Annotated in this window: 14 protein-coding genes; 7 read left to right on the top strand and 7 right to left on the bottom strand. The window is 51.0% G+C overall.

Features of this window, described 5'->3' with window-relative positions; genetic code table 11:
• Positions 1-4 precede the first annotated feature (4 nt).
• Both uhpC and uhpT read left to right on the top strand, forming a co-directional pair.
• Positions 5-1,333 carry an MFS transporter gene (gene uhpC, locus M977_RS08385; protein ID WP_064513986.1) on the top strand — a complete coding sequence of 443 codons (1,329 nt, stop codon included), beginning with the start codon at positions 5-7 and terminating at the stop codon, positions 1,331-1,333.
• A gap of 138 nt (positions 1,334-1,471) precedes the next feature.
• Complete coding sequence (gene uhpT / locus M977_RS08380; RefSeq protein WP_064513984.1) at positions 1,472-2,863, top strand: hexose-6-phosphate:phosphate antiporter; 1,392 nt, start codon at positions 1,472-1,474, stop codon at positions 2,861-2,863.
• A 53-nt stretch (positions 2,864-2,916) separates the two neighbouring features.
• Here uhpT and M977_RS08375 read toward each other — a convergent pair whose 3' ends face one another.
• A complete protein-coding gene (locus M977_RS08375) occupies positions 2,917-3,420 on the bottom strand; it encodes a GNAT family N-acetyltransferase (RefSeq protein ID WP_064513981.1) in 504 nt (167 codons plus the stop codon).
• 197 nt (positions 3,421-3,617) lie between these two features.
• Between M977_RS08375 and M977_RS08370 the strand changes: the two genes are divergently transcribed.
• Complete coding sequence (locus M977_RS08370; RefSeq protein WP_064513979.1) at positions 3,618-4,823, top strand: YjgN family protein; 1,206 nt, start codon at positions 3,618-3,620, stop codon at positions 4,821-4,823.
• A 51-nt stretch (positions 4,824-4,874) separates the two neighbouring features.
• Here M977_RS08370 and M977_RS08365 read toward each other — a convergent pair whose 3' ends face one another.
• The 3 genes from M977_RS08365 to pepA all read right to left on the bottom strand — a co-directional run bounded on the left by M977_RS08365 (position 4,875) and on the right by pepA (position 9,782).
• Positions 4,875-7,730: a valine--tRNA ligase gene (locus M977_RS08365; RefSeq protein ID WP_064513977.1), complete on the bottom strand. Its 2,856-nt coding sequence runs from the start codon at positions 7,728-7,730 to the stop codon at positions 4,875-4,877.
• Positions 7,731-7,736: 6 nt separating this feature from the next.
• Entirely contained in the window at positions 7,737-8,195 is a 459-nt protein-coding gene (locus tag M977_RS08360; RefSeq protein ID WP_034459595.1) for a DNA polymerase III subunit chi, read from the bottom strand.
• A gap of 75 nt (positions 8,196-8,270) precedes the next feature.
• Complete coding sequence (pepA, locus tag M977_RS08355; protein WP_064513975.1) at positions 8,271-9,782, bottom strand: leucyl aminopeptidase; 1,512 nt, start codon at positions 9,780-9,782, stop codon at positions 8,271-8,273.
• 276 nt (positions 9,783-10,058) lie between these two features.
• Here pepA and lptF point away from each other — a divergent pair, with 276 nt between their 5' ends.
• Together lptF and lptG are read left to right on the top strand one after the other, a co-directional pair.
• A complete protein-coding gene (gene lptF, locus M977_RS08350; RefSeq protein ID WP_064513973.1) occupies positions 10,059-11,162 on the top strand; it encodes an LPS export ABC transporter permease LptF in 1,104 nt (367 codons plus the stop codon).
• Positions 11,163-12,242 carry an LPS export ABC transporter permease LptG gene (gene lptG, locus M977_RS08345; protein WP_064513971.1) on the top strand — a complete coding sequence of 360 codons (1,080 nt, stop codon included), beginning with the start codon at positions 11,163-11,165 and terminating at the stop codon, positions 12,240-12,242.
• An 81-nt stretch (positions 12,243-12,323) separates the two neighbouring features.
• Here the strand turns inward: lptG and M977_RS08340 are convergent, their stop codons facing one another.
• The gene (locus tag M977_RS08340; protein ID WP_064513969.1) at positions 12,324-13,826 is read right to left on the bottom strand and encodes a helicase HerA-like C-terminal domain-containing protein; all 1,503 of its coding nucleotides are present in this window, start codon (positions 13,824-13,826) and stop codon (positions 12,324-12,326) included.
• A 136-nt stretch (positions 13,827-13,962) separates the two neighbouring features.
• Between M977_RS08340 and M977_RS08335 the strand changes: the two genes are divergently transcribed.
• A complete protein-coding gene (locus tag M977_RS08335; protein WP_064514211.1) occupies positions 13,963-15,600 on the top strand; it encodes a glycerone kinase in 1,638 nt (545 codons plus the stop codon).
• Positions 15,601-15,675: 75 nt separating this feature from the next.
• Here the strand turns inward: M977_RS08335 and M977_RS08330 are convergent, their stop codons facing one another.
• Positions 15,676-16,176, bottom strand: coding sequence for a M48 metallopeptidase family protein (locus M977_RS08330; RefSeq protein ID WP_064513967.1), 501 nt, complete (start codon positions 16,174-16,176; stop codon positions 15,676-15,678).
• 117 nt (positions 16,177-16,293) lie between these two features.
• On the opposite strand from M977_RS08330, the gene rlmG reads away from it, so the two are divergent.
• The gene (rlmG, locus tag M977_RS08325; protein WP_064513965.1) at positions 16,294-17,430 is read left to right on the top strand and encodes a 23S rRNA (guanine(1835)-N(2))-methyltransferase RlmG; all 1,137 of its coding nucleotides are present in this window, start codon (positions 16,294-16,296) and stop codon (positions 17,428-17,430) included.
• Here rlmG and M977_RS08320 read toward each other — a convergent pair.
• The gene (locus tag M977_RS08320) at positions 17,427-19,445 is read right to left on the bottom strand and encodes an oxidoreductase (protein ID WP_064513963.1); all 2,019 of its coding nucleotides are present in this window, start codon (positions 19,443-19,445) and stop codon (positions 17,427-17,429) included. The two genes, rlmG and M977_RS08320, sit on opposite strands and share 4 nt — an antisense overlap.
• Positions 19,446-19,539: the final 94 nt, after the last annotated feature.

The raw sequence follows: 19,539 nt of genomic DNA, 5'->3' as shown, positions 1-19,539 counted from the left end.
GACGATGTTCACTTTCCTGAAAGCCCCACCGGCTGCGACGCCAGTCAGCGATAAAGCTGAAATTGACGCACGCTATAGCTACTGGCGTCGGCATATTCTAATCACCATCTGGTTGGGTTATGCGCTGTTTTACTTTACCCGTAAAAGCTTTAATGCCGCCGCGCCGGAAATCCTCGCCAGCGGCGTGATGACACGTACCGACATCGGCCTGTTGGCTACGCTGTTTTACATAACTTATGGGCTGTCGAAATTTTTCTCCGGCATCGTCAGTGACCGCTCAAACGCCCGTTATTTTATGGGGTTGGGGCTTATCGCCACCGGTGTGGTTAACATTCTTTTTGGTTTCTCCACCTCCCTTTGGGCATTCGCGTTGCTGTGGGTGCTGAATGCCTTTTTCCAGGGTTGGGGTTCGCCGGTATGCGCCCGTTTGCTCACGGCATGGTACTCCCGTACCGAGCGCGGTGGCTGGTGGGCGGTATGGAACACCGCGCATAACGTCGGTGGGGCGCTAATCCCGATGGTGGTCGGCGCGGCGGCACTGCATTACGGCTGGCGTGCCGGGATGATGATCGCCGGTTCACTGGCTATTCTGGCCGGGTTATTTCTCTGCTGGCGTCTGCGCGATCGCCCACAAACCGTGGGCTTGCCGCCGATAGGAGACTGGCGGCACGATGAACTGGAAATCGCCCAGCAGCAGGAAGGCGCAGGTCTGACGCGCCGGGAAATCCTCTACAAGTACGTGCTGGGGAATCCCTATATCTGGCTGCTGTCACTGTGTTATGTCCTGGTTTACGTGGTGCGGGCGGCGATCAACGACTGGGGTAATCTCTATATGTCGGAGACTCTGGGCGTGGATCTGGTCACTGCGAACTCGGCGGTAACGATGTTTGAGCTCGGCGGGTTTATCGGCGCACTGGTGGCAGGCTGGGGATCGGACAAACTCTTCAATGGCAACCGTGGGCCGATGAACCTGATATTTGCCGCTGGGATTTTGCTCTCGGTAGGCTCGCTATGGCTGATGCCATTTGCCAGCTATGTGATGCAGGCGGCCTGCTTCTTCACCACAGGTTTCTTTGTGTTTGGCCCGCAGATGCTTATCGGCATGGCGGCGGCAGAGTGCTCGCATAAAGAAGCTGCGGGGGCTGCGACCGGTTTTGTTGGCCTGTTTGCTTACCTCGGCGCATCTTTGTCTGGCTGGCCGCTGGCTCGCGTGATCGATATCTGGCACTGGAACGGTTACTTCGCGGTGATTGCCATTGCGGCAGGTATTTCTGCGCTGCTGTTGCTGCCGTTCCTGAATGCCCAGTCGCCACGCGTCCGTAGCGAAGCGTGATACATCTCACCTTTTTACCTCGAATGGCGCAAAACTAAGAAATTTTCCAGGTTGTTCCTGGAAGCCATCTCAGGCCAAAGCCGCTACTGATTTTTACAATGCCTGCTATCACGCAGGTTTTTAAATCAGGAGTAACCCATGCTGGCCATATTAAATCAGGTGCGCAAGCCGACCCTGGATCTGCCGCTCGATGTGCGGCGCAAGATGTGGTTCAAACCCTTCATGCAGTCTTACCTGGTGGTCTTTATCGGCTACCTGACCATGTATCTGATCCGTAAGAACTTCAACATCGCGCAGAACGACATGATCTCTACCTACGGGTTGAGCATGACGCAGCTGGGGATGATAGGCCTGGGCTTCTCCATCACCTACGGCGTGGGTAAAACCCTGGTTTCCTACTACGCAGACGGAAAAAATACCAAACAATTCCTGCCGTTTATGCTGATCCTCTCGGCTATCTGTATGCTGGGCTTTAGCGCCAGTATGGGCACCGGTTCGGTCAGCCTGTTTATGATGATTGCCTTCTACGCCCTGAGCGGTTTCTTCCAGAGCGCGGGTGGCTCATGCAGCTACTCCACCATCACCAAATGGACGCCGCGCCGCAAGCGCGGAACCTATCTGGGGCTGTGGAATATCTCCCATAACCTGGGCGGTGCGGGGGCCGCAGGCGTGGCGCTGATTGGCGCGAACGTTCTGTTCGACGGCCACGTTATTGGCATGTTTATCTTCCCATCCATCATTGCGCTGATTGTTGGCTTCATTGGCCTGCGTTATGGCAGCGACTCTCCTGAATCTTACGGTCTGGGCAAAGCTGAAGAATTGTTTAGCGAAGAAATCAGTGAAGAAGATAAAGAGACCGAAGACGAGTCGATGACCAAATGGCAAATCTTCGTGGAGTACGTGCTGAAGAACAAAGTTATTTGGCTGCTGTGCTTCTCCAATATCTTCCTCTACGTCGTGCGCATCGGTATTGACCAGTGGTCCACGGTTTACGCGTTTCAGGAGCTGAAGCTCTCCAAAGAAGTGGCGATTCAGGGCTTTACTCTGTTTGAAGTGGGGGCATTGGTCGGCACGCTGCTGTGGGGCTGGTTGTCGGATCTGGCGAACGGTCGCCGTGCGCTGGTGGCCTGCGTTGCGCTGGCATTAATCATCGCGACTCTCGGCATTTATCAGCACGCCAGCAACCAGTATGTCTACCTGGCATCACTGTTCGCGCTGGGCTTCCTGGTGTTTGGTCCACAATTGTTGATTGGTGTGGCGGCGGTGGGCTTCGTTCCGAAAAAAGCTATCGGTGCGGCTGACGGCATCAAAGGTACTTTCGCCTATCTGATTGGCGACAGCTTCGCTAAATTAGGGCTTGGGATGATTGCCGACGGTACGCCAATCTTTGGTCTGACTGGCTGGGCAGGGACTTTCGCAGCGCTTGATGCCGCGGCAATTTGTTGCATCGTGCTGATGGCGATGGTTGCGGTGATGGAAGAACGCAAAATCCGCCGTGATAAGCGAATTCAACGGTTAGCGACCCAATAAAAAGTTGCAGGGTTTACTGGATTGAATAGATTCAGTAAACCCGTTTAAAACGGTTACAGAGACTTAATCATCCGCACTTCGCAATCCACATGGCCGGTGCAGCCAAGCGGCTCAGAAATATGTTCAAAGCCCAGACGCTCATACAGCGCGATGGCTTCAGTCAGAAACGCCGTGGTTTCCAGATAGCAGCGCTTAAAGTCTTTTTCGCGGGCAAAATCCATTGCCTGCAACGCCAGGCGTTTTGCCAACCCTTTGCCACGCACTACTGGCAGGAAATACATCTTCTGCAATTCACAAATGTCCGGTTCGCTGCACGTTAACGGCGCGACACCACCACCACCGACGACTTCACCATCCACTTCCACAACCCAATAGGCATGACCCGGTTGGCTGTAGACCTGATAAAGCTCATCGAGATTCGGATCTGCCACGGTATAGCCTTTATCGGCGGTTAAGCCGTATTCAGCAGAGACTTCGCGGATAACGCGCGCGATGGCCGCATTGTCCTGGGGGGTTATCCGGCGCAGTGCGATTTCAACCGGAGCAGCAAGATTCATAGCGTGGACTCATTAATGATGGGCTAAAGACAGCTCATTTTAATACCACTGTGAAACTTAACAAGCAAGTTTCTAAAATGTTCATTGATTCCCGCTTCGACATATTTAAAGATGTTAATGTGCGCTTAAACGCTAATCGACAAATTCGGCTGTATTAATAATTAAAAATAATAAGGAATAATTCCTTAAGGATAACTATGTCTGAGCAACAGGGGTGTACGGAAGTAAATTATTCAAGAAATCTAATGTTTCATGGTTTGGGGAAAGAGTATTTTCGTCTTTGTATCGTTAATTTTTTGTTAATAATAGTAACACTTGGCGTTTTTGCTCCCTGGGCTTTTGTACGTTCTAAAAAGTATTTATATAGTCATACTGAATTATCAGGATCTCGGTTTTCCTATAATGTTACAGGGAGCTCAATATTCATAAGCTGGGTGTTTGCAGGTGTTTTTTTACTTTCGCTTTATATGTCAATTTATCATCATGCATCTGCTCCCACTTGGTGCTTAGTCGCTGTGGTTATTTTATTTTTACCATGGCTTATGATGAGAAGTATTCGTTATCAAATGCAATCAACTATGCTTAATAATGTACGTTTTAATTTTAAATGTAGTGGTTTGAAAGCATGGTGGGTGGTGTTAGGCTGTCCAGCGTTATTATTTGCAGTGCTTTATTTTATTTGCCTAATCACTATGAGTGTCGTGTTCATTGTAATATCTATTAATCTTAAGAATATGATGATTATCATTGCGATATGCGTGATGTTTGGTTTTTTTTGGGGTGGACTTGTACAAGGCATTACAAGTGCATTGTGGCTACGTTTGCTTTTTAACAGACTGAGCTTTGGTAAGCAAAAATTTAGTGCGGAAATTAGTATCAGAAAATGTACCAGGATTATATTTGGCGGTATTTTAGTACTGCTTCCATTCATGGTAGCAATAGTTGGATTAAACTTATCGTGGCTGATAAAAGCATTATCAATAACTATGTCGGGGTATGTAGAGTCTCCATATACACTATCTGAACTTGAATCAATTAGCTCGATGATTAAGATTTCTTATTATCTTTACTTTTTCGGTGCAGTACTGTGTTGGAGTTATATCTATGTCACACTGAGAGGTTATTATTTTAACTCTGTAGTTTTTAGTGAAAAGATTGCTTTCCGTTCCACGCTTACGGTGATAGGTTTTATTATCCAACTAGTAATAAATAGTTTACTGACAGTCTGTACTTTAGGGTTCGGCTATCCGTGGGCGCGAGTTCGCTATTGTCGCTACCTTGCGAGTAATACTTGGGTAGATGGTGATTTAGACGCATTAGATCTGCAAGACCATGACGACAAAATCGCCGCAGATATTGTGAGCCGAATTTCGTGTGGGATCGTACCAGATATCAGTTTGTAGTCATAAAAAAGGCCGGGAAATCTCCCGGCCTTCTCATATCAATGCACTCAATTACAGCGCAGCTATAGTTTCTTTCTGCTCAGCCAATTTCACTTTAGCTTCGCCACATGCCGCCAGACGTTCGCGTTCTTTCGCAACTACGGCTTCTGGCGCGCGCGCCACAAAACCTTCGTTAGACAGCTTGTTTTCGATGGATGTAATTTCAACATCCAGCTTCGCCATCTCTTTGTCCAGACGCGCAAGTTCAGCCGCTTTGTCGACCAGGCCTGCCATTGGAATCAGCAGCTCTGCACCTTCGATGATTTTGGTCACGGAAACCGGGCCTTTATCATCAGCAGGCAGCAGGGTGATGCTTTCCAGACGCGCCAGGTTTTGCAGGAAGGTACGGTTCGCATTGACACGACGTTCCGCTTCCGCGCTCACGTTACGCAGCAGGATTGGCAGTGGTTTGCCCGGAGAGATGTTCATCTCAGCGCGAACGTTACGTACTGCGGTGATTGCCAGCTTCAGCCACTCGGTATCTGCAAACGCAGCTTCGTCGTCCTGTGCGCTGTTATACGCCGGGAACGGTTGCAGCATGATGGTATCTGCGGTGATGCCTTTGAAGGTCTTCACGCGCTGCCAGATGGTTTCAGTGATGAATGGAATGATTGGATGCGCAAGACGCAGCAAACCTTCCAGCACGTTAATCAGCGTATTACGCGTACCGCGCAGTTCCGCTTCAGTGCCACTGTTCATCACCGGTTTGGTCAGCTCCAGATACCAGTCACAGAACTGGTTCCAGGTGAATTCATACAGAATGTTGGCAGCGATATCAAAGCGATAGCTATCCAGCGCCTCACGGTATGCTTTCACAGTGCGGTTGAATTCCGCCAGAATCCAGCGATCCGCCAGAGACAGAACCATTTCGCCGCCGTTAAAGCCGCAATCCTGGTCTTCGGTGTTCATCATCACGAAACGGCTGGCGTTCCACAGCTTGTTACAGAAGTTACGATAACCTTCCAGGCGTTTCATGTCCCAGTTGATATCGCGACCAGTAGACGCCAGAGCTGCCAGCGTAAAGCGCAGTGCATCGGTGCCGTGTGGTTCAATGCCGTTCGGGAATTGCTTCTCGGTGCGTTTACGGATTTTCTCAGCCAGTTGTGGCTGCATCATGTTACCGGTGCGCTTCTCGAGCAGGTCTTCCAGGGAAATACCGTCAACCATATCCAGTGGATCGATAACGTTACCCTTGGACTTGGACATTTTCTGCCCTTCGTCATCACGGATAAGACCGGTCATATAGACAGTTTTAAACGGAACCTGTGGCTTGCCGTCTTCATCTTTGATGAAGTGCATGGTCAGCATGATCATGCGTGCAATCCAGAAGAAGATGATGTCGAAGCCGCTAACCATCACGCTGGTTGGGTGGAAGGTGCGCAGCGCTTCGGTGTTCTCAGGCCAGCCGAGGGTGGAGAATGTCCACAGGCCAGAAGAGAACCAGGTGTCGAGAACGTCTTCGTCTTGATTCAGTGCAACGTCGTCGCCAAGGTTGTTTTCAGCGCGAACTTCCGCTTCGTTACGGCCAACATACACATTGCCTTCGGCATCGTACCAGGCTGGGATACGGTGACCCCACCACAGCTGACGAGAAATACACCAGTCCTGAATATCACGCATCCAGGAGAAGTACATGTTTTCGTACTGCTTCGGCACGAACTGAATGTCGCCTTGCTCAACCGCTTCTACCGCGACTTTCGCCAGCGGAGCGGTACGCACGTACCATTGGTCAGTCAGCATTGGCTCAATAACGACGCCGCCACGGTCGCCGTATGGAACGGTCAGATCGTGTGGTTTGATCTCTTCGAGCAGGCCCATTTCATCGAACGCAGCAACTACCGCTTTACGCGCCGCGAAACGCTCAAGTTTCTGGAACTGAGCGGGGATTTCATTGCTATACACATCGGCTTCTTCGCCGTTGGTATCAAACACTTCTGCGCTCTCACGGATATCACCGTCAAAGGTAAGAATGTTGATCATTGGCAGCGCGTGACGGCGGCCAACTTCGTAGTCGTTGAAGTCGTGAGCAGGCGTGATTTTCACGCAGCCGGTGCCTTTTTCCATATCAGCGTGTTCATCGCCAACGATTGGAATGCGGCGGTTAACCAGTGGCAGTACGAGGAATTTTCCGATCAAATCTTTATAACGCGGATCTTCCGGGTTCACTGCTACGCCAGTATCGCCGAGCACGGTTTCTGGACGCGTGGTAGCAACAACCAGGTAATCTTTGCCATCAGCGGTTTTCGCGCCGTCAGCCAGCGGATAACGCAGATGCCACATAGAACCTTTGGACTCGCGGTTTTCAACTTCCAGATCGGAAATCGCAGTGCGCAGTTTCGGGTCCCAGTTAACCAGGCGTTTGCCACGATAAATCAGATCTTCTTTATACAGACGCACGAACACTTCTTTCACCGCGTTGGACAGGCCTTCATCCATGGTGAAGCGCTCGCGCTCCCAGTCTACGGAGTTGCCGAGACGACGCATCTGACGGGTGATGGTGCCACCAGACTCTGCCTTCCACTGCCAGATTTTCTCGATAAAGGCGTCGCGGCCGTAGTCGTGACGTGTTTTCCCTTCTTCGGCGGCAATTTTGCGCTCAACGACCATCTGGGTCGCGATACCGGCGTGGTCAGTCCCCGCCTGCCACAGAGTATTTTTACCCTGCATGCGCTGGTAACGAATCATGGTGTCCATGATCGTTTGCTGGAAGGCGTGACCCATATGCAAGCTGCCGGTAACGTTCGGCGGCGGGATCATGATGCAGAAGCTTTCCTGGCTGGTGTCGCCATTTGGCTTAAAGTAGCCCTGCTGTTCCCAGTGCTCGTAAAGCGGCTGTTCGATATCTTGCGGGTTATATGTCTTTTCCATTGTCTGCTATGTCGTTCCCGGCGGGGTATGAGTCGCCGTAGTCAAGTGGAAACCAGCAACGCGATACGCCTTATAGCGATCACGGGCCAGTTGTTTTTGAGTGTCTTCGTAAGGTACGAAGTCTATCACTTCATGGAAAGCGGTGGCAAAATCTGCGAACTGTGGCAACAGGCTAATCAGCACATCGCGGGGTGAACTACCACGCCGTTGTGGCCAGGCCAATTCTACCGGAGCGCCATAACGTGGCCCCTCACCGGCAAGATTATGCGGTACAAACGCGTGCGCGTCGCGCTGCCAAAGTGCTTCATCCAGACGGATAGCTTGTTGTTCATCAACACAAGCAATCAGCAGGCGTTTTCCTGCACGAAAGCTTTCTGCCGCCAGTTCACACACCAACGCTTCAACGGCACTCAACTCACCGGATGGCGTGTCGTTGTCGAGCAGGTAGAACGTCGCGTTTTTCATTAAGCCAGCTTTTTCTTGTGAATGGTGTTTCACTCTAACCCTCTCTTGGGTGAGGGTTAGAGTGAGGGCGTTAAATTACTCTTCGCCGTTAAACCCAGAACGGTTCAACAGGAATTGTGATAACAGCGCAACAGGGCGTCCGGTTGCGCCTTTGGCTTTACCTGAACGCCATGCAGTACCTGCGATATCCAGGTGCGCCCAGTTGTACTTACGGGTAAAGCGCGACAGGAAGCAGGCTGCGGTAATTGCGCCACCTGGGCGGCCACCAATGTTTGCCATATCAGCAAAGTTGGAGTCGAGTTGATCCTGATACTCATCAGCAATCGGCAGACGCCACGCGCGGTCACCCGCTTGTTCAGATGCGCCGATAAGCTCGTGTGCCAGTGGGTTGTGGTTAGACATCAAACCGGTGATGTGATGGCCCAGGGCAATCACACATGCGCCGGTCAGCGTCGCCACATCAATTACCACATCAGGCTCGAAGCGTTCAACATAGGTCAGCACATCACACAACACCAGACGGCCTTCGGCATCGGTGTTCAACACTTCAACCGTTTGGCCTGACATGGTGGTCAGCACATCGCCCGGGCGATAAGCACGGCCACCAGGCATGTTTTCACAGCCCGCCAGCACGCCAATCACGTTAATCGGCAGGTTCAGTTCTGCGACCATACGCATTACGCCGTATACGGATGCAGCACCGCACATATCGTACTTCATCTCATCCATGCCTTCGGCAGGTTTGATAGAAATACCGCCGGAGTCAAACGTCAGGCCTTTACCGACCAGCACGATTGGGCGCACATCAGGATCGGTGCTGCCTTTGTATTCAATAACCGACATCAGCGATTCGTTCTGGGAACCATCACCCACCGCGAGGTAGGAGTGCATGCCCAGTTCTTTCATCTGCTGTTCGCCAATCACGCGAGTGACGACATTTTTGCTATATGAGTCAGCCAGCTGACGCGCCTGGGAAGCCAGGTAAGCCGCGTTACAGATGTTTGGTGGCATGTTGCCAAGATCTTTTGCCGCTTTAATACCGGCTGCAATAGCCAGACCGTGCTGAATGGCGCGCTCACCGCTGGTCAGTTCACGGCGGGTTGGCACGTTAAACACCATTTTACGCAGCGGGCGGCGTGGCTCGCTTTTGTTGGTTTTTAACTGGTCGAAGCTATACAAAGACTCTTTTGCCGTTTCTACTGCCTGGCGTACTTTCCAGTATGTGTTGCGGCCTTTGACGTGCAGTTCGGTCAGGAAGCAGACAGCTTCCATTGAACCGGTATCGTTCAGAGTATTAATCGTTTTCTGGATAACTTGCTTATACTGACGTTCATCCAGTTCACGCTCTTTGCCACACCCAATCAACAGAATGCGCTCTGAGAGGACGTTTGGAACGTGGTGGAGCAACAAAGTTTGACCGGGTTTCCCCTCGAGCTCACCACGGCGCAAAAGTGCGCTGATGTAGCCATCGCTGATTTTATCGAGTTGTTCGGCGACCGGGGACAGGCGACGCGGTTCAAAGACTCCCACAACGATGCAGGCACTACGCTGTTTCTCGGGACTACCGCTTTTTACACTGAACTCCATGCACTACGCTCCTGAATCTTAAAGACAACGGCGGTGGCTACAGCTAGAATTGCAAGCTTTCGTAACTCATCTCCGCGGTTGCGATGACTTCGTGTTAATCTTACGAGTATGTTTTTTACGGTTTCGGCAACGTCATTTAAATCACCCTGCGCCAGTATTATGCCGGGCTTTTTAATCTTAGCGATGTTTTCGACGACTCAAGAGAATAAATGACGTATAAGCGATGAAACAAGCGATTTTCCTGCAAAAAGACTCGTTTTCACAGGCGTATTTAATGTGATTATCATAAGATATCTGGTTCGGGAGACGCTCAAAAGCCAACTTGCGATCCTCTTCATCCTGCTACTGATCTTCTTTTGTCAGAAGCTGGTCAGGATTCTCGGGGCGGCGGTTGACGGCGATATTCCGACAAACCTCGTACTTTCTTTGTTAGGACTTGGTGTGCCTGAAATGGCGCAGCTCATCCTTCCACTTAGCCTTTTCCTTGCGCTGCTCATGACGCTAGGCCGACTGTATACCGAAAGTGAAATCACGGTAATGCATGCCTGCGGTTTGAGTAAAGCGGTGCTGATCAAAGCTGCAATGATCCTCGCACTCTTTACCGGTGCAATTGCAACAGTCAACGTAATGTGGCTTGGGCCGTGGTCTTCTCGTCATCAGGACGAAGTATTGGCTGAGGCCAAAGCTAACCCTGGTATGGCTGCACTTGCTCAAGGGCAATTCCAGCAAGCGACCGACGGCAACTCAGTTTTGTTCATTGAAAGCGTTGACGGCTCAAGTTTTAAAGACGTTTTCCTGGCTCAGTTGCGCCCGAAAGGTAATGCACGTCCATCGGTAGTGGTTGCGGATTCCGGCCATTTGTCCCAACGCCCAGACGGTTCGCAGGTTGTGACGCTCAATACCGGTACGCGTTTCGAAGGTACGGCATTGCTGCGCGATTTCCGTATTACTGACTTCCAGGATTATCAGGCGGTTGTAGGGCACCAGACGGTGGCGCTTGACCCTGAAGATTCTAGTCAGATGTACATGAAAGCCCTGTGGACTAACGATTCGCCAAATGCTCGCGCTGAACTGCATTGGCGTCTGACACTCATCATGGCCGTTGTCATTATGGCGTTGATGGTGGTGCCATTAAGCGTGGTTAACCCACGGCAGGGGCGCGTGCTTTCAATGCTTCCGGCTATGTTGTTGTATCTGATTTTCTTCCTGCTTCAGACCTCGTTGAAATCGAATGCGGCGAAGGGGAAAATCGATCCGATGATCTGGATATGGTTGGTTAATCTGGTCTATTTTGCCATCGCGATTGTCCTCAATGTGTGGGATACGGTGCCGATGCGCCGGCTACGTGCAAGCTTTAGCAAAACACGAGGAGCGGCATAAATGTTTGGTGTTCTCGACCGTTATATCGGTAAAACCATCTTTACCACCATCATGATGACACTCTTCATGCTGGTGTCGCTGTCGGGCATTATTAAGTTTGTCGACCAGTTGAAAAAGGCCGGGCAGGGTAGCTATTCAGCAATGGGCGCAGGTGTATATACCGTCCTTAGCATTCCAAAAGATATCCAGATCTTCTTCCCGATGGCAGCACTGCTTGGTGCTCTACTTGGGTTGGGGATGCTGGCGCAACGTAGTGAACTGGTGGTGATGCAAGCTTCTGGTTTTACGCGTATGCAAATCGCGCTGTCAGTGATGAAAACGGCTATTCCTCTGGTGTTACTGACCATGGCGATTGGTGAATGGGTTGCTCCGCAAGGCGAGCAAATGGCCCGTAACTACCGTGCGCAACAGATGTATGGCGGTTCTTTGCTGACAACTCAGCAAGGCTTGTGGGCTAAAGATGGCCACAGTTTTGTCTATATCGAGCGAGTGAAAGGCGATAACGATTTGGCGGGCGTGAGTATTTATAGTTTTAACAAAGAGCGTCGCCTGCAATCTGTTCGTTATGCGGCATCGGCCCAGTACGATGTGGAACATAAGGTATGGCGTTTGTCACAGGTTGATGAGTCAAATCTGACAAATGAGAAGCAAATTACCGGTGCCCAAACCGTTAGCGGTGAGTGGAAAACCAACCTGACCCCAGACAAACTGGGTGTGGTGGCGCTGGACCCGGACGCGCTTTCTATCAGCGGCCTGCACAATTATGTGAAGTATCTGAAATCCAGTGGCCAGGATGCCGGGCGTTACCAGCTCAACATGTGGAGCAAAATCTTTGCGCCGCTCTCCGTTGCGGTAATGATGCTGATGGCCCTGTCATTCATCTTTGGCCCGCTGCGTAGCGTGCCAATGGGTGTGCGGGTTGTCACTGGTATCAGCTTTGGTTTCGTCTTCTACGTGCTTGACCAAATCTTTGGCCCGCTAAGCCTCGTGTATAGCATCCCACCAATTTTGGGTGCGTTGTTACCAAGTGCGACGTTCTTCCTTATCAGTCTGTGGATGATGATGAAGCGCTCGGGCTAATAATACCCGTTATACTTCGAGTTGCAGGGGTGTTGGCTGCAACTCGAATTATTTTGGGTATAGATAGTTAACGTGTAGAAATTACCGTTTACGCCCACCCATAATACTGCCTAAAACTCCGCGAATAATTTGGTTAGTTACCTGGCGTGCCGCACTCTTCGCCATGGTTTGCACTACGCCATCTTTCTTGCCGCCACGCGGCCCTGTGGTGCCAAACAGAATATCTTTCAGCCCGCCGAGAATACCGCTATCAACCGCTACAGTTTCACCTTTAGCGGGTGGTGCATTTTGTTGCTCACCAGCCGTCTGAACACCCTTTTGCAAACGCTCATACGCCGATTCTCTGTCGACAGTTTCATCGTATTTGCCGTACAGCGGTGAGTGGTTAAGTAACCCGTTGCGTTCATCGTCAGTGACTGGTCCCATACGTGAACACGGGGCGATAACCATGGCTCGCTCAACCACTGTCGGGCTGCCTTTTTCATCCAGCAATGAGATAAGTGCCTCGCCGGTTCCTAACTCCTGAATCGCTTTTTCGGTATCGAATTTTGGATTTGCGCGCATGGTTTGTGCGGCGGTTTTTACGGCTTTTTGGTCTTTAGGCGTAAAAGCACGCAGTGCATGTTGAATGCGGTTACCGAGCTGGCCGAGCACGGTGTCTGGAATATCAGATGGGTTTTGGGAAACAAAATAGACCCCAACGCCTTTGGAACGAATCAGGCGAATTACCTGCTCGATTTTGTCCAACAATACCTGTGGGGCATCGTTAAACAACAGATGCGCTTCGTCGAAGAAGAACACCAGTTTGGGTTTTTCCAGGTCGCCCGCTTCAGGTAATTGCTCATAGATTTCTGAAAGCATCCACAACAGGCTGGCGGCGTAAAGTTTGGGCATCTGATAGAGCTTTTCGGCTGATAGAATATTGATAATTCCTTTACCATTAGCATCAGTGCGCATCCAGTCTTTGATATCCAGCATCGGTTCGCCAAAGAAATATTCAGCTCCCTGTTGCTCAAGCTGCAACAGCCCACGCTGAATGGCACCCACAGATGCACTGCTGATATTGCCATATTGGTTCTGGAACGATTTTGCGTTATCGCCGATGTACTGTGTTGCTGCCCGTAGGTCTTTAAAATCGAGCAGTAATAAACCCTGATCGTCAGCAATGCGGAAGATGATTTGCAGTACGCCGGACTGGACTTCATTGAGGTTGAGCAGACGTGAAAGTAGCAATGGGCCAAGATCGGACACCGTTGCTCGCACCGGGTGGCCTTTTTCGCCAAAAATATCCCACAAGACAACTGGATTGCTATGAGGTGACCAGTCAGTCACGCCAATTTTGGCAAGCCTTGCGAGCAGCTTTTCGGATTCAGCACCCTCTTGCGCAATACCCGTGAGGTCGCCTTTTACATCAGCCATAAATACTGGCACACCGATTTCTGAAAATGACTCGGCCAGTTTTTGCAGCGTCACGGTTTTACCAGTGCCCGTAGCCCCGGTTATTAACCCGTGACGGTTTGCCATACTTGGCAACAGATGCAGTTCTTGTTCGGTGGTTCTGGCAATCAGGAGCGGCGCAGTCATGGTGATTTTCCTGTGGCAACATTTCCATAAGCATAGCAAGTGGATAGGGAACGTCATCACGCAAAAATCCTGGTTTGCGGCATCTCTCGCAGCAAAGGCTATGCTTTGCATATGTATTACTTATTGTTGGGAAACTATGTCCAGATTCTTCTTTAATGACCGCCAGCAAATGGTCAACGATGCCATCGAAGGCGTCATCATCAGCTCTCGTTTTCATAACCTGGCCCGGTTAGATACCGATCCCGCTATTCGCGTGGTGGTTCGTAAAGACTGGAACAAAAGCAAAGTAGCGATTATTTCTGGCGGTGGTTCGGGCCATGAACCTGCGCACGCAGGCTTTGTTGGTAAGGGGATGCTCACCGCTGCGGTATGTGGCGACCTGTTCGCATCACCGAGCGTGGATGCGGTATTAAACGCCATTGTGGCCGTTACCGGCGACCGTGGTTGCCTGCTTATCGTCAAAAACTATACCGGTGACCGCCTGAATTTCGGGCTGGCAGCCGAGAAAGCTAAAAAGCACGGCCTGAGAGTGGAGATGGTTATTGTTGGTGATGATATTTCTCTGCCCGATAACAAGCAGCCGCGTGGAATTGCCGGGACGGTATTGGTACACAAAATTGCGGGCTTTGCCGCAGAGCAGGGGAAATCACTGAGTGATGTTCGAGACATCGCGCAAAGTGCCTGCGACAGCATTGCCAGCATCGGTGTCGCCATGCAAACCTGCAATCTGCCCGATCAAAACGAGGAAGAAGGGCGCATCAAAGGCGGCCATGTTGAGTTAGGGCTGGGTATCCACGGTGAACCTGGTGCAAGCACTGTTGCCAGCCAGAACAGTCAGCAAACGGTGGCGACGCTGGTAAAACATTTGCGTAAAAAGACCGGTACAGACACAAGGCTTGCGGTGCTAGTCAACAACCTGGGCGGAGTGTCATCGCTGGAGATGGCTATTCTGACCAAAGAGCTTGCGCATTCAGAATTAAAAGAACAAATCGACTATTTGATTGGCCCGGCGCCGTTGGTTACCGCGCTTGATATGAAAGGTTTTTCGCTCTCAACCATTGTGCTTAATGACGAATTTATTAAAGCGTTACAGGCAGATGTAGAAACGGCGGGCTGGCAAACCATGGTGAAGCTTCACGCGATGCCGATGCAAAAACACAGCATTATCCGTAAGGGGATGCAGGTAAAATCATCGGAAAATGCCACGGTGAAAGCACTGGTCGCCAGTATCACAAAGACGCTTATCGAGCAGGAAAAAGTGTTGAATGCCCTGGATGCTAAAGTTGGGGATGGCGACACCGGCTCGACATTTGCACAGGGTGCGCGGGATATCGCTCAGCTTAATGATGATGGGAAACTGCCACTCAATGATCCGGCCGTTTTGCTGGAGTTGATTGGTGAACGGCTTGCCACGGTGATGGGCGGCTCAAGCGGTGTATTGATGTCCATTTTCTTCACGGCTGCCGGGCAAAAAGTCGCTAAAAAGCAAAAGATTGCAGATGCATTATTGTTTGGCCTCGAGCAGATGAAACGCTACGGCGGTGCCGATCTTGGCGATCGGACGTTGATAGACGCATTACAACCAGCGCTTGAAGCCTTGAAAGATAGCGATTTGAACGCTGCAGTGAAGGCTGCACAAGATGGTGCAGAGGCAACGGCGCAGATGCAAAAGGCGAATGCCGGGCGCTCGTCATATGTGAACAGCGATAACCTGAAAGGGGTGAAAGATCCTGGGGCTGTGGCGATTGCTGCGGTCTTTGCCGGGTTGAAGTAATGGCATCGTGATTGTGTCGGATGTCGCTGGCGCTAATCCGACCTACAATTGCATGATTTGGCAGGAAGATGTTGCTCAAGCCTGCCCGTTCAATGCCATCTGCGTTAACCAAAGCCGCGTATCAAACTCCAGTTGGTGATATTGCGGCTCCATATGGCAGCACAGTGAATAGAATGCTTTGTTGTGGTCTTTCTCTTTCAGGTGAGCCAGCTCGTGAACCACAATCATGCGCAAAAAGGCTTCTGGCCCATTCTTAAATACCGTCGCGACACGAATCTCCGCTTTGGCTTTTAGCTTGTTTCCCTGAACGCGTGACACTGCCGTGTGTAAGCCCAGTGCATTATTTAGCACGTGAATCTTGCTGTCATAAGCCACTTTATTCACCGGTGGCGCATTGCGCAGATACTGGTTTTTCAGATCTTGCGTCCACGCATACAACGCTTTATCGGTGGTGATGTTATGCGTATCCGGATACCGTTTTTGCAGCACCTCGCCCAGACGTTGTTCCGAAATTAATGTTCTGACCTGTGCGAGCAAATGCTCGGGATAGCCTTGAAGGTAGGTTAAATTGCTCATTAGATCTCGCTCGCTCGACGTCTTTCAAAAGGCAGTTGCGCAGTTTGAGGAAAAAAAAGGGTATACTCACGCCCCCATTCGGGGATTACGCCGAAATTTTACCATCCAGGAGGGCCGATGAGCCAATTAGACGACGGTTTCCGTTCACTGACACTAAAACGTTTTCCAGAAACGGATGACGTTAACCCACTACAGGCGTGGGAAGCTGCCGATGATTATCTTTTGCAGCAACTGGACGAAATCGAAATCAGTGGCCCGGTCCTGATTTTTAACGACACTTTCGGGGCGCTGTCTTGCGTGCTGGCTGAACACAAGCCATACAGCATCAGTGACTCGTATCTTAGCGAACTGGCTATCCGTGAGAACTTGCGTGAGAACGGCATCGTTGAATCCAACGTAACGTTCCTTGATAGCACCGTTAAATACCCGGAAGCGCCAGCCGTGGTTCTGATTAAGATCCCTAAAACGCTGGCACTGCTTGAGCAACAGCTTCGTGCTTTGCGCCATGTTGTGACCCCTGAAACACGTATTATCGCGGGTGCAAAAACGCGTGATATTCACAACTCAACCATCGAGTTGTTTGAAAAGATCCTTGGGCCAACCACCACAACACTTGCGTGGAAAAAAGCGCGTCTGATCAACACGACGTTCAATGCTCCGGCAATTAAAGAAGTACCCGAAACGCTGAACTGGAAACTGGAAGGCACGCCGTGGACGATTCATAACCACGCTAACGTCTTTTCCCGTACCGGTCTGGATATTGGCGCGCGCTTCTTTATCGAAAATCTACCGACAGGCCTTGAAGGTGAAATTGTTGATTTAGGTTGTGGTAACGGCGTGGTCGGTTTGCACTTGCTTGAGCAAAACCCGGAAGCGAACGTGGTATTTGTTGATGAATCACCGATGGCCGTTGCTTCAAGCCGCCTGAATGTTGAAACCAACATGCCAGAAAACCTGGATCGTTGTGAGTTTATGATCAACAACGCATTGTCCGGTGTTGAGCCATACCGCTTTAACACTATTCTGTGCAACCCACCGTTCCATCAGCAGCATGCGCTGACCGATCAGGTTGCGTGGGAAATGTTCCACCACGCCCGTCGTTGCCTGCAAAATGGCGGCGAGCTGTACATCGTTGCTAACCGCCATCTGGATTATTACCACAAACTGAAGAAGATCTTCGGTAACTGTGACACCGTTGCTACGAACAAGAAATTCGTCGTATTAAAAGCCGTGAAACTAGGCCGTCTTCGCTAAATTTCCAGTGCTAAACGGGTGCCCTGCGCGATTGCGCGCCGGGCATCCAGCTCCATCGCCACATCCGCACCACCAATCAAATGCATTGTTTTGCCCAGTTCACGCAACGGTTGCGCCAGTTCACGGCGTGAGTCTTGCCCGGCACAAATAATCACGTTATCGACCGCCAGCGTTTGTGGCTCTCCACCGACTGTAATATGTAGCCCTTCATCGTCAATGCGTTCATAAGTCACACCCGCCACCATTTTCACACCGCGAGCTAACAGTGTTGTGCGATGGATCCAGCCCGTTGTTTTGCCCAATCCTTCGCCTGGCTTACTGGTTTTGCGCTGTAGCATCACAATCTGGCGTGGGCTTTTATGTAGATGCACACCTTCCGGACGCAAGCCCCCCGCATGTTGCAGGCTAGTGTCGATGCCCCATTCCACGCAAAACTCGGCGATATTCTGGCTGGTGGACTCCCCTTCCTGGCTTAAATACATCGCGGTATCAAAACCAATTCCGCCAGCACCGATGATTGCCACGCGGTCACCCACTGGCGCTTTCTCACGCAGTACATCGATATAATTGAGCACTTTAGGATGCATGATCCCGTCAATAAGCGGCAGGCGTGGCTCGATGCCGCAGGCGAGAATAATCTCGTCGAATTCTTTAAGCAGCGGGGCGGTGACGTACTGATTCAGGCGTACTTCAACGCCCGTAATCCCTAGCATACGGCGGTAGTAGCGCAGCGTTTCGTAAAATTCCTCTTTGCCGGGGATCTGCTTGGCAATATTAAACTGCCCACCGATTTCCGAAGCGGCATCGAATAATGTCACTTTGTGGCCACGCGCTGCGGCGTTGATCGCAAAAGCTAATCCTGCGGGGCCTGCCCCCACTACCGCCAGGTTTTTATGCACTGTGGCCGGGACGATGGGCATTTTGGTTTCATGACAGGCACGCGGGTTTACCAGGCAAGAAGTGACTTTACCGAGGAAAATCTGGTCCAGACACGCCTGATTACAGCCGATGCAGGTATTGATCTCATCTTCACGCCCTTGCTCGGCTTTAGACACAAACTCGGCATCGGCGAGGAATGGCCGCGCCATTGACACCATATCGGCATCACCTTCGGCAAGGATCTTTTCGGCAGTTTGCGGATCGTTAATACGGTTGGTGGTGACTAAAGGGATCGAAACCTGTCCTTTTAATTTGCGTGTTACCCAGCTGAATGCACCGCGCGGCACAGGTGTTGCGATGGTTGGAATACGCGCTTCATGCCAGCCAATGCCAGTGTTAATCAACGTGGCACCGGCTTTTTCAATCGCTTTTGCAAGTTCAACGGCTTCTTCAAACGTGCCGCCGCCATCGACCAAATCCAGCATCGACAGGCGATAAATGATAATAAAATTCGCTCCCACTTTCTCACGCACCGCGCGTACCACTTCGATGGCAAAACGCATGCGTCGGGTGTAATCGCCGCCCCACTCATCATCGCGCTGGTTGGTTCTTGCGGCGAGAAACTGGTTAATTAGGTAGCCTTCAGACCCCATGATTTCCACGCCGTCATATCCGGCTTGTTGCGCGAGATGTGCGCACTGAGCAAACTCTTCAATCAACGTAAGGATTTCATCATGGGTTAATGCATGAGGCTTAAAGCGGTTAATCGGAGCCTGAATAGCGGAAGGGGCGACCGGGTTTGGCTGGTAGCTGTAGCGCCCGGTGTGCAGGATTTGCAGGGCAATCTTCCCACCTTCACGGTGCACGGCGTCGGTCACGATGCGGTGGTGGGCAAGCTGGCTTTCATCATTGAGTACCGCGCCGCTTTCCACACCGACACCCGAAGGGGAAGGGGCAACGCCGCCAGTCACAATCAATGCCACACCGTGACGCGCACGCTCGGCATAAAAAGCGGCTAAGCGCTCGGCGCCATTCGGATGTTCTTCAAGTCCGGTATGCATCGAACCCATCAGCACACGGTTTTTAAGCTGGGTGAAACCCAGATCTAGCGGGGCAAGCAGCGACGGATAGCTCATATTCTCTTCCTGAAAGGTCATTATTATTATGTGGTCGGATGAGTTAGTAATTTAGCGGGATGTAGCGTAAATGTGGAAAAGTTGTCTGATGATT

It is taken from the genome of Buttiauxella gaviniae ATCC 51604, from assembly GCF_001654835.1.
GTDB lineage: Bacteria > Pseudomonadota > Gammaproteobacteria > Enterobacterales > Enterobacteriaceae > Buttiauxella > Buttiauxella gaviniae.
The sequence above is the reverse complement of the archived record's forward strand: the minus strand, read 5'-3'. Positions and strand labels throughout refer to the sequence as shown.